Source organism: Rhodobacteraceae bacterium IMCC1335 (assembly GCA_039640495.1).
Classification (GTDB): domain Bacteria; phylum Pseudomonadota; class Alphaproteobacteria; order Rhodobacterales; family Rhodobacteraceae; genus Thalassovivens.
Genome location: CP046864.1, coordinates 3102929 through 3126400 on the forward strand (window position 1 = coordinate 3102929; position 23472 = coordinate 3126400).

The window sequence follows — 23472 nt, forward strand, 5'->3', positions numbered from 1 at the left end:
GCGTCAGCGGAGCTTTTCGTTGTCGTGGTTCGGGTACATCGGCCGCGACCGACTGCCCTTCCACGGGCTAAACTCAGGCTTGTTTGGTCACCTGAGTATATTCCAATTCGACCGGCGTCTCGCGTCCAAAAATCGACACTGTGACTTTCAGGCGCTGGTTCTCATCATCAACGCCTTCTACCAATGCGTCGAAATCTTCAAACGGGCCGTCATTCACTTTCACTTTCTCGCCGATCTCATAATGCAGCAATGTACGCGGCGATTCTTCGCCTTCTTGAACACGGTTTAAAATCGCATTCACCTCTGCATCCCGCATCGGCATTGGGCGGCCCTGCGGCCCCAAAAACCCTGTCACACGATTGATCGAATTAATCAAATGGTAGCCCTGATCGCTCATCTCCATGCGCACCAAAACATATCCAGGCATGAAGCGGCGTTCAGCCGTGACTTTTTTGCCACGCCGCACCTCAATCACCTCTTCGGTGGGCACCAAAACTTCTTCGATCTCACTTTCGAGATTTGCTTCGACCACAGATGTTTTTATTTGCTCGGCGATTTTCTTTTCGAAATTGGAAAGAACGCTTACCGAGTACCACCGCTTTGCCATCGAGTCTTAGGCCCTTCATATGCTGCGAATTTACTCGCCATTTCAAAACGTTAAGTCTTTTTTAAGCTTCTTAACAACCAAAAAAATCGGCGCGCAACACGAATCGCCGCACGCCAAACAGACTTTTGAAAGCTCCAACTACCCTCGAAACATTAGTATTTCAAGTAAGATTGGCGGAGCCTTCGAAAAAAATTATCTCAAAGCATCCAACAAAACCTGCAGCCCAGAGCGGATCCCTAAATCAACCAGAGCAAAGATAACCGCAGCCAAGGCCGCCATTACAAAGACCATGACCGTGGTCAAAAGCACTTCTCGCCGCGTCGGCCAGACAACCTTAGACACTTCGGAACGAACTTGCTGAATAAACTGCAATGGATTGCTGATTGCCATGGAACGACCTTTCAAAGTTACGCCGCACATAATGCGCTTTGCGGTAACTTTCAAGCCATGATCACATCGGATAGCGCGCTCTTATCCTTCTAGCCGCGCTAAACTTCTTAGGCTTGAAGCGGCCATACTGAACACATATCTACAAAAATCTCTGGAACGTCAGATCTTTCGAACAGACTGTTTTGCAAAAAGGCACCAAAAAAAATTGCCAACCCACCCGGTTTAATCTGGCCCTTCCACGCGCAGTTTCAAAGCCTATGAAGCTGTCAGACAACGTCATCTCCAAAGCCAGGTTATACATCGGACCAATTGCTGTGCAGCGCTAATATTTTCCACTCGATGCACGCGCGTTAAACATGCTTTTTCAGGCAGCGCATAAATTCGGCATGAACGCATTTAAATACAATTCAGGCAACGCAGCCTGTCTTTTCTAAGAGCCTTTTGAAAATAACGGCCCTGTCAAAAACTTTAATTTTCTGTTCCAGATAAAGCATACGAGTCACAGTAGAAAAAACAATCGCAGAAGAAGACATGTCGATCGGTAGAATGACCATGATGAAATCGGTGTCGGAAGAGGCCATGCGAAATGCAGGCAATATTTCCCAATGTTGAACTGGTCATAAAGCTTCCAACCAGCCCCATGACACAAATGTCAGTGGCGATATTACCCGCTATAAAGATACCAAGAAAAACATGCTGGGACGGGAACGCTATCAAGAGGTCCTAAACGTCGGGGAAAGCCAATTTTTATTACGAGGGTAATTTAAGGATGTTCGTAGTCACCCCTGGGGCCAAAATATTAAGGCCACTTTTAGCTATGAAGACACGAATGATCCCAGAAAGGCCGTCAGTTAAGCGCCAAGCCAAATAAAAAGACCAACGAAAACGGCTAAAAACAATAGCGCAAATGTTGCGACCATTCCACCAATGGCTGCGTCAGATTTGGGCTTGCGCTTTGGTTTTTCCGATTTTTCGTCTTGCTCCATGAACTCTGACCTCATTTTTGAAAAATAGGCGGTGACCATGCACCGACTTTGGGTTTGTGTTTCAAGGCAAAAGCAAAAGAGGTTTGCTTCCCCGGGCGTGATGTAGTGCATATGTTCCAAAAGCAAAAGACACGCGCGCTACGCACGGTTCTTTTTCGCCCTAGGCTTGCCCGTCTCGGGCCTGTTCATCAGCCCCGACGTTTCAGCCTTTGCCATATCAAACGTTTTTCTTGGCCTTTCAAAGGCGCAATTTGTTCTATTCTCTGCGGAAACAGATCTCAATTTGGCTGTGATGCCCGCTTGAAAAGGGCCTGATCTCGAATTGTTTGACCCGAAATTTAACCCAATATCGTTTATAATTATTCAATGAACACCCGTCGGCGGCCCCGATAGGGGCAAAATGAAAAACGGCTTTGCTAACCCGATGAGGGTGGCGTTCTGAAAAATTAGAGAAATAAGCTTGACCTCTCCAAAGATCATTGATTTCAGAACCTAAAGCCTGTTTGTTTTCGCAACCTAAGCGGGGCCTGTCCCACCTCAGGCAAAAATCTTAAGAAAACTCTGCCCCGGGATAATAAGCGAATGTTAACTGTGCCTATTGCTGATAGGCTGGAAAACAATATCTGGTTAATGTTGCCCAGATTGATAAAAACGATGTCATAAACAAGCAGAGCTCACACGGGAAAAAGAGATGATTGCACTTGAAGTTTACGCCAAGCTTACCGAAACGACGTTGTCGGAATTTAAAGACAAACCCACCTCATTGACCCAGGGACAGAAAGAGGCATCTACATTGCTTTGGTCCTCTGCAGATGGTCATTGCAAAATCGGCGTATGGGAATGTCAGCCTGGCCATTTTACGGCCGATCGCCGCGCGGCTGGTGAATATTGCCATATTCTTTCCGGTCGGGCCTCGGTTACAAATGCAGATGGCAAAGGCACGCGTGACGTGGGACCGGGCGACCTGTTAGTTTTGCCCCAAGGTTGGACAGGCGAGTGGGTGATCCATGAGCATATGCGTAAATTATTCATCATAGACGCGTCACCCGAGTGACGCGCCCAATCGAAATTTCCGGCTCAATCGGCGCGCTCTGACAAACCTGGCCCATGTTTCAAATGCTTTAGCCCTTCACAGAGTCGCTCCTATTGTTAAACCTTCAAGCACTGCTTCTTCGACCGTTCTGGGGCTCAGACAATCGCCAATGATATGATGCAAGATACGATGCGCGCTCAAATCTTCCTCAAGTTTCGTTTCAGCTGAATGCCCCAGGGCGGTGACCAAAGTATCGACTGCATTTAAAATAACCGGTTCACCGCTGAGCGTGTGTTGAAAATACGCATCTTCCGAATCCACCCCGACCACTCTTAGATGTGGAATAATCTCCACACCAAGTTTGTGTAGCGTGCCGATCCAGGTATCCCGCGCATATTGCGGAATATTTTGGCCCGCCACCATTCCATTCACGGCAAGGCGAACATGGCGGCCCTGTTTGACAAGCAATTCTGCAAGCCCCAGACCCACCCAGTCACAGCGCCAATCTGCGATAACGACGCGGCCGCCAATATTTGTTTGACCTTGTAAAACTTGCCAGGCATTCACCACATGAGCGTCATCAGCCCCATCAATTTGCGCCCTGTAGGGCGTTGCACCCGCTGCAGAAATAACAACGTCAGGGGCGATATTTTCAATGACATCAAGGTTTACAAAACAATTCAGCTGCAGCCGAGCCGCGGTTTTGGAAAGCTCTTTTTGTAGGTTCACTGTAATGCCCCCAAATTCAGCCCTGCCCGGCAGGGATTGCGCCAGATTAATCTGACCTCCAAGTGCATTTGATTTTTCACAAAGAATCACCTCATGCCCGCGCCGCGCCGCAATACTGGCCGCTTTGAGACCGGCAGGCCCACCCCCTGCCACTAAAATCCGTTTTCTCGATGGTGCCTTTGACAGATTTGCATATTGCAATTCGCGGCCCGTTTCAGGTCTTTGAATGCAAGAGATTGGGCAAGCCTGCAGCATATGCTCGATACAGGCTTGGTTGCAGGCCACGCAGGCCCGGATATCCTCCAGATCCCCGCACCGGGCTTTGAGAGGCATCTCGGGGTCTGAAATTAACGCCCGCGTCATCCCGCACATATCTGCTTGACCCCTGATCCACGGCAAGCACACTAGGTGTCGTAAGTAGCGGTCAACTGAAGGCGTATGTGCGCGACCTTTGGGCCTTGATGCGGCGGTCGGCTCAGAACGGAATGTATCAAGCGCATGGGGACTACCTCACCTACATGGTGGGGCTAGTCGTCCTATGCCTTAAATTACGTGATCTCTCTAAACGGAATGAATTATCGGAGTGCTAAACATTAATTATCAACATTTCAGACAGAGTAAGATTGTCCGTCTATATCACCTGTCCAGCCCCACATAGCGAGAAGCGGCTCGTCAATCGTTGTCATACTATGAGGTTGGTTAGACTTATGATGTACAAAGGTTTCTGGAGACCTCACCTCAGGGGAACCATCATCTACACTCCAATGGGCTTCTCCAAGCAGAACCAAATATAACTCCTCAGCTGAATGCCAGTGTTTTGGATATGGGACATGATCTAGCTGAAGGAGTAAACCGACCCTCATAGACGGATTATCAATGATGCCTTTGGGGCCAATTATCTCACTGGCAAAAATACGTTTAGAAAACTCTTCGGATAGCTTCCCAAAGCCTGCCTCCCTCCATGACAGTAAATCTGAACATTGTAACAAAAGACTTATGAGATCTGATTGTCCATCTTGTAAAAAACTAGACAACGAAACGTCTACGGGTGCAGCTTCAACCACAGGGCTTTGTCGTAATATTAGATCACTGACTAAAGCTTGATAGATCGCTTAAGCGATGTCGCTGGGATGAGTTTGAAACTTTTTTCCAGCAGCAGCCAGAAAATTACTCAAAGCCCTAATATCCTGCATATCACTCTCTGCCACTTTCTGATTTGATACAAATAATGGTTGGTCTCATCATTAGCGATCTTTTATCTTTGCTGATCAGTTGAAAAGCAAGGCTCTGGCTATTGACGCAGCGTAACGAGATACCTCAAGGCATTTTTAAGAGATATCTACTAAAGCAAACATACGAAGAGGGTTAAAATGCCAAGCATCCTAGTACATATTCACAGCGGCCCAGAGTTAAAAAACAAACTTACACTTGGTCTGCTGGTTGCTGTGACTGGCGTCAAAGAAGGTCACACCGTCAAATTATTTTTAGCGGCTGATGCAGTACATGCTTTGAACTGTAAAGCTGAAGGGGAAATTGTTGGAGAAGGCACTGGCGATGTAAAAGCACATTTAGATGCGCTCGCGGAAGCTAATATTGAGATAATGGTTTCTGGTATGTCAGCAAAAGCTCGCGGCTATGATCAGACATTGCTTGATGGCTTTAATGCTTCGTTTGCAATGCCAGATAAGCTAATTCAACACTCATTAGAGGCCGATAGCGTCCTTTGCTATTAGTAATCCGGCCGGAGATAGTACAAATTATTAGTAGATCAATCATACCGATGACCTTAACCACCTGATCGCCTTTTAAGTGATCAGTGTAGCTTTTTTTGCTGCGTCACAATTTCATAGTGGGCTATGATTTCATCATCGCCGATTTCCGAAATAATCCGTTCTTCAAGGAGCTTTTGGTAAACGTCATAAAGCTGCTTAGATTGCTCTTCGGTGAGGCTCTCTAAGCGCTTTTTGCCCAGCGCCATTCCAATGAACTTTCCAGCATTTTCTCGCTGCGCTCTTATCCACGCAGCATAGGTCTCTGGATCACTGGAGACGCCATTTTCATCAGGCCATGCTCTGATGAGATCGTCTAATTGCTTTGAACTTAACATGAGATTGAACCTCCGCTTTAGTGCTTTAGGCGGGATGCCAAGGCGCACAATTTGAAGTTTAACTGCCTGTTAATCGTGATACGGGAAATTTGGTGTTTTTGCAATCGGGAAGGATTCCAAGAGCTAGACAAGTTTGGTATAGTCCAAAGCATGAAATACGGCAGAAATACGGATGGTTCTTTTACTAGCGGCAATGCTGGAAAACCAAAAGGTTCTAGAAACAAAGCCACGGTGGCTATTGAGAGCCTCCTAGAGGGCCAAGCAGAAGCCTTAACGCAAAAAGCCATATCCGCAGCACTTACGGGAGATACAGTCGCTCTTAAGCTTTGTATGGACAGAATAGCGCCTTCTCCAAAAGATAAGCCAATTAGTTTCTCCTTACCTGACATACACCGCGCCAGAGACGCCTCAGAAGCCGCTGGAGGCGTTTTAAGAGCCGTAGGCAATGGTGATATCACTCCTATTGAAGCAACACGCGTCATGGGCCTAATAGACAGCTACAGGCGCACTCTTGAGCTTACAGAAATAGAACATCGCCTATCGGCCTTGGAGAACGCTGATGCGGGGGTTTAATGCAAGGATTTCAAGGCTAGAGGGGCTGAAGCCAATAACAAAAAGCCGCTATATGATCAAATGGGCGGATGGGACTGAATTGGCTATCCTTTGCGGGACATTAAATAGATTTAACAAGCTAGAGTTTTGACGAAATCTCATTTAAAAACCTCCCATGATTAATATTAGAGTATTCCTGATCGCCATTGTAATCTGGTGCAGCGCAGCCATAAGTTTTGCTGCTCCATACGCAGCTATTGTTATTGATGCGGATACCGGCAAAGTTCTTCACTTTGAAAATGCTAATACCCGCCTTCATCCAGCAGGTTTAACAAAACTAGCAACACTGTATGCTGCATTTGAAGCAGTAGAGACCCGTGAAATAGACTTAGAGGCAAAAGCCAGAATATCCCTCAAGGCAGCAAATGAAGAACTTGCAGCGCTTGGAATGCGAGAAGGTCAGCGTGTTTCAATAAGGGACTTGATTAGAGCTTCAGCAATTAAAGGCGCTAACGATACATCCACGGCGTTGGCAGAAGCAATTTCAGGATCAGAGCAAGACTTCACAAAACGATTAGATGAAACCGCAGAAAAATTAGTGTTATTGCGCAGCACTTTTAAAAACGCTCATGGCTTAACCGAAAAGGGGCATCTCTCCACAGCCAATGACATGGCTTTTCTTATGAAAGCCATAGCAGATGATTTCCCCAACTATTTATTCGTCTTAGGACTGATACGGCATAAAGCAGCAGATAAAAAAATTACTCATTCCGCCCGCCGGTTACTTAAAACGTATGAGGGCGCTGTCGCGGCAAAAACTGGTTACACACGAGCTGCCGGCTTTAATGGAGTTTTGTTGGCTGATAGAAGCAATGAAAGGATAATTACAGTCGTTTTTGGCGGCAAAAGTACCACCACAATGATAGCGCAAATCCCAAAACTTACGGATCTAGGCTTTAGGAAAAAGCCTAGCAATTAGAAGTCAGAAGATAGACCTATAGAATAATCTGAGCCACAGTGCTGAAAACTCCGCACCTTTGACTTATGGCTGGTGTAGCGACCCAATAACTTAAGCCCGTTACTTAAAGGATAATTCAAAAACAACGACCCAACTCTGTTATTATTGAGATTGTCTAATTGTCCATATCCAGAAACGCCAACTGATATCCCGCTGCGGCTTGTCACATTTAATCCAAGCAAAATGGGAAACTGCGATTGACGATAATTTATATTCTTAAAATTTGCCGCTTTGTCAAAAAAGCCGAAACCGATTTCGCTCTGTAATATCCAATTTTTAGACGACAATCTATCATGCACTTTTTGATACATACCAAAGACAAAACCTTCAGAAAAAGTGTACTTATTAACCGCTGTATCCAGATCCCCTCTGCCATTATTGTAGGCCACACCTAGGCTATAACCTTCAGACAATTGCGTTTTCACTTGAACTAAATAACCCGTCACCTGTCCGGTAAACTTGTTATCTCCATTCACTAGTTGAGCATCGCTTACAACGTTAGAAACAGAAACCTGCACTTCAGCCCCCACCTGCGTAGCGAGTGTCATCAGTACAGCTATCAGGAATGTGCGCATGGGGTTAACCGCTTATCACACAGCTAGTTCTTTTCACCACCTTGGTTTCATCCTCACCTAACTCTTTTAGAGCATCCACGTAGTCAGGGTGGTCTTTGAAAGACATGGCCTTTTCAAAGGTTTCAAACTCAGTGACAGCTGCAAACTGCATCTCTTTGGCACCAATTTGTGTTTTGGCTACTGGCCCCATAGCAATTGTTTTGGCCTCGCCTCGCTCTATAAGAGCATTCCATTTCGCGACGTACCGACCAAAAGCTTCCATATCTATTATTTCTTCAACGTGGTTAATCCAGTAACCTTTTGCCATTTTTTCAACCTCCAATGATTTGCCCCAGAATAACGCGGTGCAGAAATATGTGGAGTCTTAAACTTAGTTTCTCATGCGGCTTATCTGCGAGCTCTAAGATATTGGAGCGGGAGAGTTATTGAGCAGAAATTGAGCAGAAACCCTTTCTTATTAAAAAAAAGTATTATGTTCCGAAACGTCACATTTGACAGATCTATCTCAACAAATGCCTAAAAATATTCGCAATCAAATATGAGGATGAAAAATGTTTAGATTTATAATGTTATTAATGTGTCTTTTGGGGTTCACTGCTCAAGCCCATGCAGACGGTCACTTAAACGTACTACTTAGGACTGACAAAACGGCATTAGGGAACGACTTGGTTTACCCTGAGGGAAAAGCTATGGTTTCTGCTTTTGAACTAACTGTTCCGGTTGGTGGACCAATAACTCCACATACCCATTCTTTCCCAGTTTTAATAATGATGCAGGAGGGAGAAGCTACTATAACCTATGAAGATGGAACAGTAAGCGTCTACAAAGCTGGTGATGCATTCATTGAAGATACTGGGATAGTTCATAGCTCCGAAAACACTGGAACGGTCCCTGTGAAGCTTTTGGTGGTTGCAATTGGTGTTGATGGAGAAAGAATTATGACACCAGTTGAGAACTAGTAAAAAGCCCTATTCGTTCTTGGCTCTCTATCTGCTATCGGTCAGAAATTGGATCGGGTGGGGTTATTTGGTCCTGGTTTTTTGATGTTTTTCAAACAATCCGAACATATGAGTTTTGCAATAGATAAGGGATTAAGCAATGTCAGCTAACAAGTTTTTTGCTGCTTGGAGAAACTGCCTTTTGAAAAAAGACAGCGAAGCCTTGCGTGCTCTTTTAAGCGATGACTTCATTTTTTCTCAGCACCACTTCAGACTTCACACAGATCTTTTCAGCACAGTAGACTTTTTTGAAACTGGGCAATTCAAAAGTATTGATGAGTTTCAAATTACGCTAGACACCGACGATTTTATTGCTTCTGTACATACAGTGACCATGAATGACGGACACGTAGAGAAAGTCTATGCTTTCGCAAAGCTTCGTAACGGGAAAGCTTATGAATGGCATATTCTTCCGATGCCAACCGAAATGTAAACTTTTAACAAGTCCTTACAACAAAGCAGTTCATGACTTACAGCTAACTTTTTAGCAAACGTCATAATCAATTAAATGGATATCGTGCGCATGAGTTTAGTCAGGTTACTCATACGGATTATCAAGGACTTCATCTTTTATATTATCATGAGTAACAAAACGGGACATTTCATGCGGCATACTAACCATAACGTCATTAAGACCAAGCTGATCTAACGCCTCAAAGATTGCATCTTCACTTTCAGCCAACCAATGACAATAGAAAAAATCTTCTTTACCCATCCAGTTTGCCAACAATTCAGCACTATCAGTTCGCATACCTTCAAAAAGTTGCCGATCAGTTAATCCAGCACTCTGCTCAAAGAATGCAATTCGGGCCTTATCGCTAGCCCAAGTATGAGTACACATGAAATTTTTCTTCATTTCACCTCTCCACTGATTTGCTACAGTATAACGCTCTATAGCAATATGTGGATTATTTTATTTAATACTGGGCTTCTTTGTTTCACGAACAAGACAAGCATAATGAAAACCCACAATAACGGGAGAAAAAGATGAAAGTCGGTAGGATAACGATTGGAGAGTTTAAGTCTGCGGATGATATGGAAGCCTTAATTTCATCCCATCGCGCTGCTGTATCTACAGTTTTAAGTACTTGCGAGACAACAATTCTCGTAAAAACAAGCCCACAGTCATTTCTTAACCTCAAAGTATTAAACAAAAATCAAAATCTGTGGGGGCAAATGTGGGGGCAAAAAAACCTCAAGATTACTAAGTAATTGATATAAGGCTCTTATTAAGGATGTGGTGGCGGACAGACAGGGATTCGAACCCTGGGTAGGCTTGCACCTACAACGGTTTTCGAGACCGCCCCGTTCGACCACTCCGGCACCTGTCCTCAGTTATGGGTTACTAATGGCTTTTTTCAGGCCCCTCAACTGAATGTTTTGCCGATAGAAAGCATTGAAAGTCACTGTCGCAATACCCATGTCTTAGATGTGGCAATATAAAGAACCTACCACAAACACTTCAACAACATTTAGGAGGGTCAATGAGTGACCTAATCAGCCGCGCTGAGCGGTTTGCGCGTGTGCGCCATGAAGGGCAATTCCGCAAAGGAAAAGCCAAAGAACCATATACCAATCATCTAGTAGAAGTAGCGGCGCTTGTAGAGCGCTGGAACGGCTCTGAGAGCGCCATAGCGGCGGCTTGGCTGCACGATACCGTAGAGGACGGTCCACCCACCTCAGTAGACGAGCTAGAGTCTATGTTCGGCAAAAACGTAGCTGACATCGTAGCTGAGCTTACAAACGACAAGTCATTACCCAAAGCAGACCGTAAAAATCTACAAATCATCAACGCTGCTAAAAAGAGCAAAGAGGCCTGCGTAGTGAAGCTGGCTGATAAAACCTCAAACATTGGCGCGATAGCAAACTCACCGCCCGAAGATTGGAGTTTAGATCGCCGCTTAAAATACATTGCATGGGCAAACAGTGTTGTAGGGCAGCTGCCATACTTACCCAAAGATGGTCTTAGCGAGTTCTTAAAGCGCTGTGACCAGGCAGAGCTAAATGCCTATGATGATCTTGGAACTGTACGTCAGGCACAGAACACAGCAATAAGTATTCTTGAGCGCAAAGCAAAAAGAGCTGGAGCTGACGAGGCTCAGATTCGTAAGTTTATGCTGAGCTTTATGCAGGGTGCGTTGTGAGCTTTTACTAAAAAGTTTCTGATTGCCCCCCCAATCACCCCCGCAACACTGAAAAAACAAAAAGCCCCACATTGGGGGCTTTCATAAACTCATGTAAAACTTATGCTTTTATGGCAGGGGCACCAGGGTTCGAACCCGGGACCTACGGTTTTGGAGACCGTCGCTCTACCAACTGAGCTATACCCCTAACAGGGCCAAAGCGATACGGGATGCTCTGGAAAAGATCAAGCGCAGAATCCATTGGTGGCAGTAAATTTCAAAGGTGGCGGAAATCTCGGCGACGATCTGCGACGGCGCCGAAAGTGGAACAGCCTAGCCAACGTATGAAATTACGGCAAATCCAGGTCGAAGCGGGCAGTAAAAAAGCGCCGCCCCATCTGGACGACGCTTTTCTTACTATCACATCGCGCATCCGCGATATTAACGTAAAACTTACTCGATAATTTTTGACACGACGCCTGAGCCGACGGTGCGGCCGCCTTCGCGGATCGCAAAGCGCAGCTTATCTTCCATCGCGATTGGCGCAATCAGTTCCACTTCGAACTTCAAGTTATCGCCCGGCATCACCATCTCTGTTCCCTCGGGTAGGTTCACCGTTCCGGTCACATCCGTCGTACGGAAATAAAACTGGGGGCGGTAATTGGCAAAAAACGGCGTATGACGGCCACCCTCTTCCTTGGTCAGAATATAGGCTTCAGCCTCAAACTTTGTATGCGGCTTCACAGAACCTGGCTTACACAGAACCTGACCCCGCTCAACGCCTTCACGATCAACACCGCGCAACAAGGCGCCGATATTGTCACCCGCCTCACCGCGATCCAGCAGCTTGCGGAACATTTCAACACCCGTACAGGTGGTTTTGCCCGTGTCACGAATGCCAACGATCTCAATCTCATCGCCCACATTGATCACACCGCGCTCAACCCGCCCGGTCACAACCGTACCACGGCCCGAGATTGAAAACACATCTTCGATCGGCATCAAGAACGGCTGATCAATCGCGCGATCCGGCTGCGGGATATAGCTGTCAACAGCGGCCATCAGCTCAGAAATCTTCTCTTCACCGATATTCGCATCGCGGCCCTCAAGCGCCGCCAAAGCAGAGCCGGCAACGATCGGAATATCATCACCTGGGTAATCATACGTGCTGAGAAGCTCGCGCACTTCCATCTCAACCAGCTCAAGAAGCTCTTCGTCATCCACCTGGTCAACTTTGTTCAGGAACACAACCATCGAAGGAATGCCAACCTGACGGCCAAGCAAAATATGCTCGCGCGTTTGCGGCATAGGGCCATCGGCCGCGTTCACAACCAAAATCGCGCCATCCATCTGCGCCGCACCCGTGATCATGTTTTTCACATAATCAGCATGGCCGGGGCAATCCACATGCGCGTAATGACGGCTTTCGGTTTCATATTCAACATGCGCCGTCGAAATCGTGATCCCGCGGGCTTTCTCTTCCGGCGCAGCGTCAATCTGATCATAATCCTGAAATTCGCCAAATTGCTTCGTAATCGCAGCCGTCAATGTCGTCTTACCATGGTCAACGTGACCAATCGTGCCGATGTTGCAATGCGGCTTACTACGCTCAAACTTTTCCTTTGCCATGGTTCTCCGGCGCCTCGTGTTTTGGGGCAACAGCCCTGTTTCTCTCTGAGGCGGGCGTTTAGGACTTTCCTAAAAAAAAATCAAGTCTGAGTTTTTGTTCCCCGCTTTGGTTTACATGCTTCCAAAAAGACTGATCCTTCGGCTTAAAGAAAAACTGCTTGGCGGTCGGCAAAACCTTGCCGGGTTCACGTTGATGTCAACCCAACAAGGTTTTGCCTTTGCCTGCGAATGCAATAGATTTGTATAATGAACAGCACGCACGCCTTTCCGACCCGCATCGCGCTTGTGACTGAGCCAATGGGCGTTATGCAATCGCTCTTGGCCGCACGGCAAAACGTTTTGTCGATCATTCCCGAAATTGCCACGCGGCAACCTATGGTTTCTGGAAAGACGGGAAAGCGATGGCATATGGTGATGGATCCCACCGCGCTGCGCCGGATGTTACTGGAGAACGTAGAAAACTATCCGAAATCGCAGGTGACCAAAAATTTGCTGAAGCCGGCAATCGGAGAATCATTATTTATCGCAGAAGGCGCGCATTGGCGCTGGCAACGGCGCGCCGCAGCGCCGGTGTTCTCGCAGCGCAACGTGATGAACCTAAGCCCAATAATCTCCTCTGCAGCCGAACGTTGTTGCCAACGCCTTGCCGACAGCTCCCACCAAGCGATTGATTTCTTGGATGAAATGGTCAAAACCACGTTTGATGTTATTTCGGATGTTACGTTTTCGGGAGATCGCGGATTTGACCGTTCGGCCGTACATCACGCCATCGACAGCTATATCGCCGAAGCCGGCCGCGTCTCCCTTTTTGACATTTTGGGCTTTCCAGATTGGATTCCCAGACCGAATCGGTTGCGCGCAGGCCCAGCGCTCAAAACAATGAAATCCCTTGCGGATAATGTGATCAATGAACGCCGCCAACAGGCGCAAAAATCACCCCCCGATTTATTAGATCTGCTGCTTGCAGGGCAAGACCCGAAAACCCAACGCAAAATGAACACTGCAGAATTACGCGATAATTTACTAACCTTTATCGTGGCAGGCCATGAAACCACGGCGTTAACGCTGGCCTGGGCTTTATATTTGATCGCCAATGATCCCCAGAGACAAGACCAAGCCAGAATCGAAATTCAAAACAATGTAAGCGGCAAAATAGCCACAGGCGATGACGTGAAAAACCTGCCTTTTCTGCGCCAAATCATTGAGGAAACGCTGCGCCTTTATCCGCCTGCCGCTTTGGTTTCGCGCACCGCCATGGCCGCAGATATGTTATGCGGGCGGAACATTCAAAAAGGCGATACTGTGATCATTCCAATCTATGCGCTGCACAGACATCACCTGCTTTGGCAGGATCCGAACGCTTTCTCCCCAGAGCGGTTTGCTGATGCCAAAAAACTTGAACGCTACGCGTATCTGCCCTTTGGAGACGGACCGCACATTTGTATCGGATCAAATTTTGCGATAAATGAAGCGATCATCATTTTGGCCAGCCTGCTTAAATCATTCCGTTTCAATCCTGTTTTAGGGCGCAATCCAACGCCGGAAATGATTTTAACCTTGCGCCCGGCGGGGGGCGTTTGGCTCACCACTGAAAAAATCGACGCAGAGCCCAATCCTCGGCTTGATTTCTAACAAATAATAGCGGTCATCAGATCACGCTTTCGCCATTATCCAGCCTTAAAAAGCTTTTGAAACGGTATTGGCGCGCTGAAATATGGCATAGCAACGCTTCGCAATCATCTTGCATGCGTTCGCCCAGATGTTTGAGACCCACCTCAATCTTATTTGTGAGTAATGTGCTGCATACCCTCCCCGCGGCGCAAACAAACGACCGCAATCGGGCCGCCTTGCACAACCATACCCCCAAATTTAAAATTCAAATCAGTGACTTATATCCCTTGCCCCATTGTTTCCACTGAGCCAAGACCCAAGCAAGAGATCACCCATTTCCAAATATTAATGCAAACGCCAGCATAAAAACCACCCGGCAGCGGCCAGGTAACGCCTGTCTTAACAGCGAGACTATCTGAAAATTAACATCCCAATGCGCGCGGAAATAAGTCCAAAAGAATATCAGTTTTCTATACAAAAGAAGATAAATTGCCACATTTTAAACAAATTATAGCTTTAAATATCATATTTGATTAATGTCCGACCGAGCATAAAAAAAATTAAAAACTTATTTTTAAGAATTTTGACCAAGGCGTGTAAACGCGAGCAATGCGCGCTTATTGAGAAAACGGGTGCCTCTATGACCAAGATATTAACCGTTGATGATGACCGGCATCTACTAACCTCCCTTTCCGTCATTCTAAAGGCGGAAGGATTTGAGGTAGAGGCCTTTCCTGATGGCGCCGCGGCCCTCGACGCCTTTTCCAGGGTCAAACCAGACCTTGCCGTAATAGATATTAAAATGCCCAGAATGGACGGTCTGGAATTGCTTCAAAAACTTCGGCAGAAAAGTTGGCTTCCGATCATTTTTCTAACCTCTAAAGATGATGAGATTGATGAAATTTTGGGTCTACGGTTGGGCGCGGACGAATATATCACCAAACCTTTTTCAGAACGGTTACTGATCGAACGCATCCGAACCTTACTGCGCCGCAATGATCTTATCGCGGGAAAAATTGAACCGGATAAAAGCGACACAAACGTCATGAAGCGAGGCAATTTAACAATGGATCCCCAACGCCACACGGTGCAATGGAAAGGCATTCATGTGGCGCTTACGATCACCGAGTTTTTATTGCTGCAAGCCTTGGCAATCCGTCCGGGCTTTGTGAAAAGCCGCGATCAATTGATGGACGTGGCCTATGGGGATCAAGTTTATGTCGATGACCGCACGATTGACAGCCATGTAAAACGCCTGCGTAAAAAAATGCGCGTGGCGGAGCAAAGCTTTGCGGCGATTGAAACGCTTTATGGCATTGGGTATCGCTATGATGACACTTGGTAGGATATGACTACCGGCGATCGTTCTCACAGCGCAACCGAAACCGCAGAGGCGGAGCGCGAAACGCATCAGTCCGAGGGTATTGGGGCGCGCCACTGGCCTAAGCTGGTTCGCGCGCACCAATCCAAAGAACCCCAGAACCAAAATTGGATCGCAAAGGCATCGGGCGCGCTATCACCGCGCTTGCACAACTCAAAAGTTTTAATCATTTCGGTAAATATGGTTCTGGTTATAATCTTGCTGCTACTCAACGCTGCAACGCTGCATAGATGGCCGGCATTGATTGAAGCGCTACATTTGAAACACCCTCACCACACAGCTGACCACATTTTTCAAATGCTTACACCAAAGCTGTTGCAGATGGATACGTGGCGCGATCACAATGCCCAATTAAAGGCTTATACAGATCAGATTGATGCACAGGTAAATGGACAAATAACGCTGTTCGGTACGCGGGGTGAAATCTTGGCGCAAGCGTCTCTTCATCCAGATCCTGGGTCGCATAATGACCCTCAAACCCATTACATCTCTCAGCAAAGTTTTGCAACGATTCAACCTGATGCAGAAGCGACCTCACATTTTGTATCGTTGGAGCAACTGCTTTTTGCAGCAATCCATAAAACATTGCAGAACGCATATCGACACGCCGATTTCAACATTCGATCAAACATCGGCAATTTATATTTTTTAGAAACTGGCATTATTGAACATCACGGCAAAATCCTCGGCGCTTTGGCCATTTTCATTGAAGATTCTGCGCGGCAAAAGATTTATTCTGATTTGCGTGTCCAAACCGTTACAGCGGTTGGCTGGGGTGTTTTAACCTCCGCCCTGATCAGTCTATTGATTTTTTATCGGGTCAGCCACCCAATCACTGTGTTGACAAGGCGACTTCAGCAGAAGAATGCGCAAACAAGCCTACCTTGGCACCAACTCATACTTGAGCAAGCGTCTCTAGCACCAGAGGGCAGCGAAGTGGCGAATCTAACCGCCGTTTTACGTGAAATAAACCGCAAATATTACAAACAAATAGATATGCAAAACCGATTTACAAGCGACGTGATACATGAGGTCAAAAATCCGCTCACCTCGCTGCGCGCAGCTGCAAAAGCGTTAGAATTGGTAAAAGAAGAGACCCAACGCCAGCATCTTCTTGGAATAATCCAAGAAGATGTGCTGCGGATGGAACGCTTGCTAAATGACATTAGAGCTGCCGGAAGGCTCGATGGCCAGCTCGAGCAAGAAACCTTTGCCAGTTTTGACATAGGCCAGTTGCTGCGCAACGTTGCGCAAAGATATGATCCGGTAGCAGCAGAAAAAGATATCACGATCGAATTGGAGCTGCCTCAAAAAACAATCATCATAAATGGCTTAGAAAAGCGGCTTGCGCAGGTGTTTGAAAACTTGGCCACCAATGCGATAAGTTTCTGCGACGCCGGTGGTATTATTCGTATCTGGGTAAAATTACAGACTGATACCTGTTTGGCGGTTATCGAGGATACTGGGCCCGGCTTCCCGAAAGGCTCATTGGATAAAATTTTCAATCGCTTCTATTCTGATCGACCGAACAGCGCTTTTGGGGCGCATTCTGGTTTAGGTTTGAGCATTTCAAAACAAGTGGTCGAGGCGCATGGCGGCGTGATTTGGGCAGAAAATATCACATCCAAGCTCTCAACAGGCGAAGAGAGTGATATTTTAGGGGCAAGGCTTTTGGTTGGCCTGCCGCGAATATGTAGTGAAACAACGAATTACATGGGGATAACATGATACTGCATGCAAGCTGCATCGATATCGACGGGCGCGGCATCCTGATTTTGGGAGCATCCGGAAGTGGGAAATCATCCCTCGCCATTCAGTTGATCGCGCTCGGCGCCTCATTGGTTACAGATGATAAAACGCTGGTAACACGGGTAGAAAACCACGTGGTCGCGCGGTGCCCGGCCACCATCAAAGGCCTGATCGAAGCGCGCGGAATTGGCTTTTTAAGACCAAAGCTGGTGCAAGAAACACGGCTTCAATTGATAATTGACCTGAACCAGCGCGAAACCTCTCGCCTTCCTGAGCAAAAATACCATGATTTATTTGGGGTCAAACTTTCATTAATTTATCCAACACAGATGGACGGATTTGCCTCGGCAGTCTATATCCTAGCGCAAAGCGGTTTAGCGCATGATCAAAATCTGTCCGATGTCAACAGCTGACCAAATTACCTTGGTTCTTGTAACCGGTCCGTCGGGCGCGGGACGATCCTCTGCTATCAACGCTTTGGAAGAACTGGAATTTGAAACCATCGATAACTTGCCAATTTCCTTAATAGACAAGGTGGCCACTTCTTCAAAAACATTCAAACCCTTGGCGATTGGGTTGGATATTCGAAACCGCGACTTTTCCATCCAAGCCATCATCAACTCGATTGCCCAATTAAAAGCGCTGCCCAAAATCAAAGCAACCGTCCTGTTTGTTGATTGTGATCCAAAAGTGCTCAATCTGCGGTTTTCTGAAACCCGGCGCAAACACCCTTTTGCACCCCGAGAAACCATCCAAGACGGGATCGCGCATGAGATCGAACTCTTAATCCCCATCAAAGCCAAAGCGGATCTATTAATCGATACATCTGACTTGACGCCACACGACTTGCGCGCGCAGATCAAACATCATTTTGACGGCGGGGAAAATACCGATTTGGCCGTGATCTTGAAATCATTTTCCTACAAAAAAGGGGTACCTGTCGGCGCTGATATGGTGCTCGATGTGCGGTTTTTAAAAAACCCACATTGGCAACCAGCCTTGCGGGCAGGCGATGGGCGAGATCAGACTGTACAAGACTATGTCGCCAGCGATCCAGCTTTTACAGAATTTTTCCAAAAAACCCATGCATTGATCCTATTCCTACTTCCTGCCTATAAGAGAGAAGGAAAAACCCAATTCACATTGGCTTTTGGCTGCACGGGGGGGCAACACAGATCCGTAACCCTCGTGGAGTTAATGGCACAGGCTTTAGAAGATTGTGGCTGGAATGTGTTGACGCAGCATATGGAATTGGACGAGTAAGAGCTATATTGAGTAGGGATAAAGGCGGCGGAAGGTAAGGGCGGTCAGGTGATTGGAATTGTAATTGTCGCGCATGGTGGTCTTGCAAAAGAGTATTTGGCCGCAGTGGAGCATGTCGTGGGCAAACAAAAAAGCATCGCCACCATTGGCATCAGCGCCGAGTATGACAGGGCCTTCATGGAAGCCGAAATTTGTAACGCCGCCGATCACGTTGATACCGGTGATGGGGTGGTTGTGGTGACCGATATGTTTGGCGGAAGCCCCTGCAATCTGTCGTTGCAAGCTTGCAGGCCCCGGGATCGTAAAATCATTTACGGCGCAAACCTACCCATGTTGATCAAGCTTACAAAATCACGGCGGCTCTCGGTCCAAGACGCAGTGGATATCTCTTTGGACGCCGGGCGCAAATATATTGATTGCCATGATGGCGCGGGACTCTGATGCAAGATACATATTCTGAACGCTTTGAAATTATCAATGAAAAGGGCTTACACGCTCGCGCGGCAGCCAAGCTGGTTGAAACCGTTGAACGATATGACGCTACGGCAGAGATCTTCAAAGATGGTTTACAGGCTTGCGGCAATAGCATTATGGGCCTTTTGATGTTGGCAGCCTCCCGCGGAACCTCTATTGACGTGCACACCAAAGGAAACCAAGCCAAGGATCTGTCAGAAGCGATTGGCGTCTTGATAGCCGCTAGATTCGGCGAAGACTTCTGAAGACAAAAAAGGAAATACTGTGGTGGAGCAGATACAACAAACCCGGGGGTTAAGAGATGATCAGCCCCTCTCCAAACCTGTGGATCCGGATATTCCTTATGACAGGCGCAAACTGTCCTATGCCACAACCTTTAAAAACCCAGCCCAGCGCAGAACCATCCAAACCATTGAATTTTTAACCGGCAAGCTGCGCCTGCTGCGGGTCATACGCAAATTTGAGGCCCGGGGCGTTCCGGTTGGCCAGGCCTTTTGGAAACAAGCTTTGGACATCATGAATGTCGAGCTGCAAACCCCGCAAAGCCAAATCGATAAAATTCCCAGAGAGGGTCCACTGGTTATCACCGCGAATCATCCCCATGGATTGGTCGATGGTATGATTCTTGGAGAACTAATCGGGCGCGTGCGCACAGATTATAAAATCTTAACCCGCACCTTGCTCACTGGTATTGCCGAAATTGAAAACTTTATGATTCCTGTTCCCTTTGCGCATGACAGCCAGGCACTGGAAAAAAACCTTGAAATGCGAAAAAGCGCAATGTCGCATCTGAAAAATGGCGGTGTGGTGGTTCTATTCCCTTCTGGCGCCGTGGCGGCGTCTAAAACGATGTTCGGCCCCGCGATGGAGGCAGAATGGAACCCATTTACCTCGAAAATGATCCAGCGCTCAAACGCGCGCGTCTTACCGATTTTTTTTCCCGGCGCAAACTCGCGCATTTATCAAATTGCCAACCAAATTTCTGCCACGCTGCGCCAAGGGTTACTGCTGCATGAAGTGGTTCATGCGATGAACAAGCCCCAAGCGCCGGTGGTTGGGGATGTGATCGAGCGCGATGCGATTAAAGACTGGGCGTCTAATCCGCGCGGCTTTGTAAATTGGCTGCGCGCCGAGACGCTTGGGCTTGCCGATAAGAAAAGCTGAGCCAGAGCGGCTATGAGGCGGCGACGTTTAGCGCGTCGGCACGGGGGTTGGGCCTCGATAATCATAAAATCCACGCTGCGTTTTACGCCCGAGCCAACCGGCTTCTACATATTTGGTCATTAACGGACAGGGCCGGTATTTGGTATCGGCCAACCCATCATGCAGCACATTCATAATCGCCAAACACGTATCCAACCCGATAAAATCGGCCAGTTCGAGTGGTCCCATCGGATGATTGGCCCCCAGACGCATCGATTGATCAATCGATTCAACCGACCCCACGCCTTCGTAAAGCGTGTAAACGGCTTCATTGATCATCGGCATTAAAATCCGATTCACGATAAATGCAGGAAAATCTTCAGCGCTGGCCGCTGTTTTACCAAGCCTATTAACCACCGCGAGGCAGCTATCATAGGTCGCCTTATCCGTGGCAATTCCACGAATAAGCTCAACAAGATCCATCACCGGCACCGGGTTCATAAAATGAAACCCCATAAACTTTTCTGGCCGATCCGTACGGCTGGCCAAGCGCGTGATTGAGATCGAAGAGGTGTTCGATGTCAAAATGGTATGAGGCTGCAAATGCGGCACAAGCGCCTCAAAGAGGCTATGTTTCAGCGCCTCTTTTTCAGTTGCCGCTTCAATCACCAAATCCGCAGCGCCCAAATCGGACAGGGCCAATGTGGTAGAAATCCGCGCGATGGCGTCAACTTTCTGATCAGCGGTTATTTTCGCGCCTTTAACCTGACGCGCCAAATTGCGATCAATAACAATGCGCGCATTGTCCAAAGCCGCCTGATTAAGATCCGTTATCGTCACCTGATATCCGGCCAGCGCCAGAACATGCGCAATACCATTGCCCATCTGCCCGGCCCCGATCACTCCGACTTTTTGAATATCCACGCCGCGCGCTCCTCTTGATGCTTGGCAGAGCATAGGCATTCAGAGCAAAGAGGTGCAAGGGCTGGCGGTTTTCTTATCAAAATTTTCTAAAGCCTTTTCTAAAAGTTGCAAAAAGAAAGGGCCAAATGCTTTGCCAACCTTTAAAACGCATGCCCAGCCGCGCTGCGCATTTGAAATCAGGCCCAATAATATGCGCCAAAACCAACTTAGAATTTTCGCTTCACCGCGCTAAAAAAAACCTAACCAACTGGCATGTCGACTTGGATATATTCAAAGCGCTTAGATCAATCTACCAGCGGCTCAAGGCTGCGCCAAATCGCCAGAGGCGCATCACGCAATAAAAAAGCCCGCGCATGCGGGCTTCTTGTTGATGTAAATTTATAGGCTTGGTTTATACCAGCTTTTCAGTTAGCTCGGGCACTGCTTCAAACAAATCAGCAACAAGCCCGAAATCAGCAACTTGGAAGATAGGCGCTTCTTCATCTTTGTTGATGGCCACTATAATTTTGCTGTCTTTCATTCCGGCCAAATGCTGGATCGCACCGGAAATTCCAACCGCGACATACAGATCGGGTGCAACCACCTTGCCCGTTTGACCCACTTGCCAATCATTGGGAGCATACCCAGAGTCAACCGCCGCGCGCGAAGCGCCAACAGCCGCATTCAATTTATCGGCTAAGTTTTCGATCATCGCAAAATCATCTTGGCTGCCAACGCCGCGGCCGCCAGACACGACCACGCCCGCAGAAGTCAGTTCGGGCCGATCACTGCTGGCCACCTTATCTTCAATCCATTGTGACAAACCAGGATCGGGCGCAGCTGAAACATTCTCAACCGTTGCGGCACCAGTGCTACCAACTGCGTCAAAATTTGCAGTTCGCACCGATAACACCTTTTTGGCATCGCCGCTTTTAACCCGTTGAATGGCATTGCCGGCATAAATCGGGCGTTCAAACGTATCTGCATCGACCACAGCCGTGATATCGGTGATCACCATCACATCCAATAAGGCCGCAACCCGGGGTAGAATATTTTTTGCTGAATTTGTTGCCGGAGCAACGAAATGAGAATAATCGCCCGCCAATGAAACAATAAGATCTGCAATCGGTTCCGCAAGGCCATTTCCATAGGCCGCATCATCCGCGCATAACACTTTGCCTACCCCGTCCAATTGCGCGGCAGCCGAAGCAGCCGCGCCGCAACCCGCTGACGCGCATAAAATCGTAACATCACCCAAAGCGGTGGCCGCGCGCACCGCTTTTGCAGTGGCATCTACGGCCAGTTCAGTGCCATTCACTTCTGCCAAAAGAAGAACTGCCATTATACTGCTCCTGCTTCTTTAAGTTTTTCCACCAGCTCATCGACCGAGCCCACCTTAATCCCGGCCGAACGCGCTTCGGGTTCGCCCGTATTCACAATGCTCAGGCGCGGCGCGATATCAACGCCCAATTCCGCCGCAGTTTTTTGATCCAAAGGCTTTTTCTTAGCCTTCATTATATTGGGCAGCGAGGCATAACGAGGCTCATTCAACCGCAAGTCAACGGTAACGATCGCCGGCATGGTTACTTTAATCGTTTGCAAACCGCCATCGACCTCGCGGGTGACAACCGCGGCATCGCCCTCAACGCTCAATTCAGATGCAAAGGTGGCCTGTGACCAGCCCAACAGCGCGGCCAGCATTTGACCGGTTGCGTTCATATCATTGTCGATGGCTTGCTTGCCGCAGAGCACCAAACCCGGCTGCTCTTCCTCCACAATCGCTTTGAGTATTTTTGCCACGGCCAAAGGCTCGATATCTTGATGTACGTCTTCGGCGGCAACCACAAGAATTGCGCGATCCGCGCCCATGGCCAAGGCGGTGCGCAAGGTTTCTTGTGCTTTTTCAACGCCAACAGACACCGCGATAATCTCATCTGCCTTGCCCGCCTCTTTCAGCCGGATTGCTTCCTCAACGGCAATTTCATCAAACGGGTTCATCGACATTTTGACATTGGCCAAATCAACGCCAGACCCATCCGCTTTCACGCGCACTTTCACATTATAATCTATTACGCGTTTGACAGGCACCAATACCTTCATGGGGAGATCTCCTTCGCAATTTACGCTTTACAGCGTATCACCCATCCAAAATCCCACCCGTGATAATCCTATGAGGCCGGAAACGACAGCAAAAAATCGTC

At 47.7% G+C, this 23472-nt stretch carries 28 protein-coding genes and 2 tRNA genes; 16 read left to right on the forward strand and 14 right to left on the reverse strand.

The window, feature by feature from the left end; all coding sequences use genetic code 11:
- Window positions 1-73 precede the first annotated feature (73 nt).
- Both nusG and secE read right to left on the reverse strand, forming a co-directional pair.
- On the reverse strand, window positions 74-607 hold the full coding sequence (nusG, locus tag GN241_15105; protein ID XAT58573.1) for a transcription termination/antitermination protein NusG: 534 nt from the start codon (window positions 605-607) through the stop codon (window positions 74-76).
- A 192-nt stretch (window positions 608-799) separates the two neighbouring features.
- Window positions 800-997: a preprotein translocase subunit SecE gene (secE, locus tag GN241_15110; GenBank protein ID XAT58574.1), complete on the reverse strand. Its 198-nt coding sequence runs from the start codon at window positions 995-997 to the stop codon at window positions 800-802.
- A gap of 1677 nt (window positions 998-2674) precedes the next feature.
- Here secE and GN241_15115 point away from each other — a divergent pair.
- On the forward strand, window positions 2675-3037 hold the full coding sequence (locus GN241_15115) for a DUF861 domain-containing protein (GenBank protein ID XAT58575.1): 363 nt from the start codon (window positions 2675-2677) through the stop codon (window positions 3035-3037).
- A gap of 75 nt (window positions 3038-3112) precedes the next feature.
- On the opposite strand, the gene GN241_15120 is transcribed toward GN241_15115, so the two are convergent.
- Window positions 3113-4117: an FAD-dependent oxidoreductase gene (locus GN241_15120; GenBank protein ID XAT58576.1), complete on the reverse strand. Its 1005-nt coding sequence runs from the start codon at window positions 4115-4117 to the stop codon at window positions 3113-3115.
- A 236-nt stretch (window positions 4118-4353) separates the two neighbouring features.
- Complete coding sequence (locus GN241_15125; protein XAT59310.1) at window positions 4354-4854, reverse strand: ABC transporter substrate-binding protein; 501 nt, start codon at window positions 4852-4854, stop codon at window positions 4354-4356.
- Window positions 4855-5115: 261 nt separating this feature from the next.
- On the opposite strand from GN241_15125, the gene GN241_15130 reads away from it, so the two are divergent.
- Window positions 5116-5478: a multidrug transporter gene (locus GN241_15130; GenBank protein XAT58577.1), complete on the forward strand. Its 363-nt coding sequence runs from the start codon at window positions 5116-5118 to the stop codon at window positions 5476-5478.
- A gap of 80 nt (window positions 5479-5558) precedes the next feature.
- Here GN241_15130 and GN241_15135 read toward each other — a convergent pair whose 3' ends face one another.
- Window positions 5559-5852, reverse strand: a complete 294-nt coding sequence (locus tag GN241_15135) for a hypothetical protein (GenBank protein ID XAT58578.1) — start codon at window positions 5850-5852, stop codon at window positions 5559-5561.
- 150 nt (window positions 5853-6002) lie between these two features.
- Between GN241_15135 and GN241_15140 the strand changes: the two genes are divergently transcribed.
- Window positions 6003-6425, forward strand: coding sequence for a hypothetical protein (locus GN241_15140; protein XAT59311.1), 423 nt, complete (start codon window positions 6003-6005; stop codon window positions 6423-6425).
- 154 nt (window positions 6426-6579) lie between these two features.
- Entirely contained in the window at window positions 6580-7383 is an 804-nt protein-coding gene (locus tag GN241_15145; GenBank protein ID XAT58579.1) for a hypothetical protein, read from the forward strand.
- Here GN241_15145 and GN241_15150 read toward each other — a convergent pair.
- Both GN241_15150 and GN241_15155 read right to left on the reverse strand, forming a co-directional pair.
- A complete protein-coding gene (locus GN241_15150) occupies window positions 7380-7970 on the reverse strand; it encodes a hypothetical protein (GenBank protein ID XAT58580.1) in 591 nt (196 codons plus the stop codon). The genes GN241_15145 and GN241_15150 overlap by 4 nt on opposite strands.
- Window positions 7971-8001: 31 nt before the next feature.
- The gene (locus GN241_15155) at window positions 8002-8319 is read right to left on the reverse strand and encodes a DUF1330 domain-containing protein (protein XAT58581.1); all 318 of its coding nucleotides are present in this window, start codon (window positions 8317-8319) and stop codon (window positions 8002-8004) included.
- A 229-nt stretch (window positions 8320-8548) separates the two neighbouring features.
- Between GN241_15155 and GN241_15160 the strand changes: the two genes are divergently transcribed.
- Window positions 8549-8956, forward strand: a complete 408-nt coding sequence (locus tag GN241_15160) for a cupin domain-containing protein (GenBank protein XAT58582.1) — start codon at window positions 8549-8551, stop codon at window positions 8954-8956.
- A gap of 139 nt (window positions 8957-9095) precedes the next feature.
- The gene (locus GN241_15165) at window positions 9096-9428 is read left to right on the forward strand and encodes a hypothetical protein (GenBank protein XAT58583.1); all 333 of its coding nucleotides are present in this window, start codon (window positions 9096-9098) and stop codon (window positions 9426-9428) included.
- A 105-nt stretch (window positions 9429-9533) separates the two neighbouring features.
- Here GN241_15165 and GN241_15170 read toward each other — a convergent pair whose 3' ends face one another.
- On the reverse strand, window positions 9534-9851 hold the full coding sequence (locus tag GN241_15170; GenBank protein ID XAT58584.1) for a hypothetical protein: 318 nt from the start codon (window positions 9849-9851) through the stop codon (window positions 9534-9536).
- Between the two features lie 131 nt (window positions 9852-9982).
- Here GN241_15170 and GN241_15175 point away from each other — a divergent pair, with 131 nt between their 5' ends.
- Window positions 9983-10207 carry a hypothetical protein gene (locus tag GN241_15175; GenBank protein ID XAT58585.1) on the forward strand — a complete coding sequence of 75 codons (225 nt, stop codon included), beginning with the start codon at window positions 9983-9985 and terminating at the stop codon, window positions 10205-10207.
- A gap of 29 nt (window positions 10208-10236) precedes the next feature.
- Here the strand turns inward: GN241_15175 and GN241_15180 are convergent.
- Window positions 10237-10326: transfer RNA gene (locus tag GN241_15180), tRNA-Ser, on the reverse strand.
- A gap of 153 nt (window positions 10327-10479) precedes the next feature.
- On the opposite strand from GN241_15180, the gene GN241_15185 reads away from it, so the two are divergent.
- Window positions 10480-11139: an HD domain-containing protein gene (locus GN241_15185; protein XAT58586.1), complete on the forward strand. Its 660-nt coding sequence runs from the start codon at window positions 10480-10482 to the stop codon at window positions 11137-11139.
- A gap of 111 nt (window positions 11140-11250) precedes the next feature.
- On the opposite strand, the gene GN241_15190 is transcribed toward GN241_15185, so the two are convergent.
- Window positions 11251-11326: transfer RNA gene (locus tag GN241_15190), tRNA-Trp, on the reverse strand.
- 245 nt (window positions 11327-11571) lie between these two features.
- Complete coding sequence (tuf, locus tag GN241_15195; GenBank protein ID XAT58587.1) at window positions 11572-12747, reverse strand: elongation factor Tu; 1176 nt, start codon at window positions 12745-12747, stop codon at window positions 11572-11574.
- 297 nt (window positions 12748-13044) lie between these two features.
- Here tuf and GN241_15200 point away from each other — a divergent pair, with 297 nt between their 5' ends.
- The 8 genes from GN241_15200 to GN241_15235 all read left to right on the forward strand — a co-directional run bounded on the left by GN241_15200 (window position 13045) and on the right by GN241_15235 (window position 20389).
- Window positions 13045-14379 (forward strand): cytochrome P450, encoded by a 1335-nt coding sequence (locus GN241_15200; GenBank protein XAT59312.1) that lies wholly within the window; start codon window positions 13045-13047, stop codon window positions 14377-14379.
- A 619-nt stretch (window positions 14380-14998) separates the two neighbouring features.
- The gene (locus GN241_15205; GenBank protein ID XAT58588.1) at window positions 14999-15703 is read left to right on the forward strand and encodes a response regulator; all 705 of its coding nucleotides are present in this window, start codon (window positions 14999-15001) and stop codon (window positions 15701-15703) included.
- Between the two features lie 3 nt (window positions 15704-15706).
- The gene (locus GN241_15210) at window positions 15707-17467 is read left to right on the forward strand and encodes a hypothetical protein (protein XAT58589.1); all 1761 of its coding nucleotides are present in this window, start codon (window positions 15707-15709) and stop codon (window positions 17465-17467) included.
- Window positions 17464-17901 carry a serine kinase gene (locus GN241_15215; protein ID XAT58590.1) on the forward strand — a complete coding sequence of 146 codons (438 nt, stop codon included), beginning with the start codon at window positions 17464-17466 and terminating at the stop codon, window positions 17899-17901. The genes GN241_15210 and GN241_15215 overlap by 4 nt, the downstream gene beginning before the upstream one ends.
- Window positions 17888-18751 carry an RNase adapter RapZ gene (rapZ, locus tag GN241_15220; GenBank protein XAT59313.1) on the forward strand — a complete coding sequence of 288 codons (864 nt, stop codon included), beginning with the start codon at window positions 17888-17890 and terminating at the stop codon, window positions 18749-18751. Before GN241_15215 ends, rapZ begins: the two co-directional genes overlap by 14 nt.
- Before the next feature lie 48 nt (window positions 18752-18799).
- Complete coding sequence (locus GN241_15225) at window positions 18800-19192, forward strand: PTS fructose transporter subunit IIA (protein XAT58591.1); 393 nt, start codon at window positions 18800-18802, stop codon at window positions 19190-19192.
- Entirely contained in the window at window positions 19192-19470 is a 279-nt protein-coding gene (locus GN241_15230; protein ID XAT58592.1) for an HPr family phosphocarrier protein, read from the forward strand. The genes GN241_15225 and GN241_15230 overlap by 1 nt, the downstream gene beginning before the upstream one ends.
- A 31-nt stretch (window positions 19471-19501) precedes the next feature.
- Window positions 19502-20389 (forward strand): acyltransferase, encoded by an 888-nt coding sequence (locus tag GN241_15235; GenBank protein ID XAT59314.1) that lies wholly within the window; start codon window positions 19502-19504, stop codon window positions 20387-20389.
- A 27-nt stretch (window positions 20390-20416) separates the two neighbouring features.
- On the opposite strand, the gene GN241_15240 is transcribed toward GN241_15235, so the two are convergent.
- The 3 genes from GN241_15240 to GN241_15250 form a co-directional block, all read right to left on the reverse strand.
- Window positions 20417-21292, reverse strand: a complete 876-nt coding sequence (locus tag GN241_15240; protein ID XAT58593.1) for a 3-hydroxybutyryl-CoA dehydrogenase — start codon at window positions 21290-21292, stop codon at window positions 20417-20419.
- A gap of 391 nt (window positions 21293-21683) precedes the next feature.
- Window positions 21684-22613: an electron transfer flavoprotein subunit alpha/FixB family protein gene (locus tag GN241_15245; protein XAT58594.1), complete on the reverse strand. Its 930-nt coding sequence runs from the start codon at window positions 22611-22613 to the stop codon at window positions 21684-21686.
- Window positions 22613-23371 carry an electron transfer flavoprotein subunit beta/FixA family protein gene (locus tag GN241_15250; GenBank protein ID XAT58595.1) on the reverse strand — a complete coding sequence of 253 codons (759 nt, stop codon included), beginning with the start codon at window positions 23369-23371 and terminating at the stop codon, window positions 22613-22615. The genes GN241_15245 and GN241_15250 overlap by 1 nt, the downstream gene beginning before the upstream one ends.
- Between the last annotated feature and the right edge of the window lie 101 nt (window positions 23372-23472).

Excerpts from the sequence above, each read along its gene's own strand:
- nusG (XAT58573.1), bottom strand. The coding sequence starts at position 607 with ATGGCAAAGCGGTGGTACTCGGTAAGCGTTCTTTCCAATTTCGAAAAG.
- secE (XAT58574.1), bottom strand. The coding sequence starts at position 997 with ATGGCAATCAGCAATCCATTGCAGTTTATTCAGCAAGTTCGTTCCGAA.
- GN241_15115 (XAT58575.1), top strand. The coding sequence starts at position 2,675 with ATGATTGCACTTGAAGTTTACGCCAAGCTTACCGAAACGACGTTGTCG.
- GN241_15120 (XAT58576.1), bottom strand. The coding sequence starts at position 4,117 with ATGTGCGGGATGACGCGGGCGTTAATTTCAGACCCCGAGATGCCTCTC.
- GN241_15130 (XAT58577.1), top strand. The coding sequence starts at position 5,116 with ATGCCAAGCATCCTAGTACATATTCACAGCGGCCCAGAGTTAAAAAAC.
- GN241_15135 (XAT58578.1), bottom strand. The coding sequence starts at position 5,852 with ATGTTAAGTTCAAAGCAATTAGACGATCTCATCAGAGCATGGCCTGAT.
- GN241_15140 (XAT59311.1), top strand. The coding sequence starts at position 6,003 with ATGAAATACGGCAGAAATACGGATGGTTCTTTTACTAGCGGCAATGCT.
- GN241_15145 (XAT58579.1), top strand. The coding sequence starts at position 6,580 with ATGATTAATATTAGAGTATTCCTGATCGCCATTGTAATCTGGTGCAGC.
- GN241_15150 (XAT58580.1), bottom strand. The coding sequence starts at position 7,970 with ATGACACTCGCTACGCAGGTGGGGGCTGAAGTGCAGGTTTCTGTTTCT.
- GN241_15160 (XAT58582.1), top strand. The coding sequence starts at position 8,549 with ATGTTTAGATTTATAATGTTATTAATGTGTCTTTTGGGGTTCACTGCT.
- GN241_15165 (XAT58583.1), top strand. The coding sequence starts at position 9,096 with ATGTCAGCTAACAAGTTTTTTGCTGCTTGGAGAAACTGCCTTTTGAAA.
- GN241_15170 (XAT58584.1), bottom strand. The coding sequence starts at position 9,851 with ATGAAGAAAAATTTCATGTGTACTCATACTTGGGCTAGCGATAAGGCC.
- GN241_15175 (XAT58585.1), top strand. The coding sequence starts at position 9,983 with ATGAAAGTCGGTAGGATAACGATTGGAGAGTTTAAGTCTGCGGATGAT.
- GN241_15185 (XAT58586.1), top strand. The coding sequence starts at position 10,480 with ATGAGTGACCTAATCAGCCGCGCTGAGCGGTTTGCGCGTGTGCGCCAT.
- tuf (XAT58587.1), bottom strand. The coding sequence starts at position 12,747 with ATGGCAAAGGAAAAGTTTGAGCGTAGTAAGCCGCATTGCAACATCGGC.
- GN241_15200 (XAT59312.1), top strand. The coding sequence starts at position 13,045 with ATGGGCGTTATGCAATCGCTCTTGGCCGCACGGCAAAACGTTTTGTCG.
- GN241_15205 (XAT58588.1), top strand. The coding sequence starts at position 14,999 with ATGACCAAGATATTAACCGTTGATGATGACCGGCATCTACTAACCTCC.
- GN241_15210 (XAT58589.1), top strand. The coding sequence starts at position 15,707 with ATGACTACCGGCGATCGTTCTCACAGCGCAACCGAAACCGCAGAGGCG.
- GN241_15215 (XAT58590.1), top strand. The coding sequence starts at position 17,464 with ATGATACTGCATGCAAGCTGCATCGATATCGACGGGCGCGGCATCCTG.
- rapZ (XAT59313.1), top strand. The coding sequence starts at position 17,888 with ATGTCAACAGCTGACCAAATTACCTTGGTTCTTGTAACCGGTCCGTCG.
- GN241_15230 (XAT58592.1), top strand. The coding sequence starts at position 19,192 with ATGCAAGATACATATTCTGAACGCTTTGAAATTATCAATGAAAAGGGC.
- GN241_15245 (XAT58594.1), bottom strand. The coding sequence starts at position 22,613 with ATGGCAGTTCTTCTTTTGGCAGAAGTGAATGGCACTGAACTGGCCGTA.
- GN241_15250 (XAT58595.1), bottom strand. The coding sequence starts at position 23,371 with ATGAAGGTATTGGTGCCTGTCAAACGCGTAATAGATTATAATGTGAAA.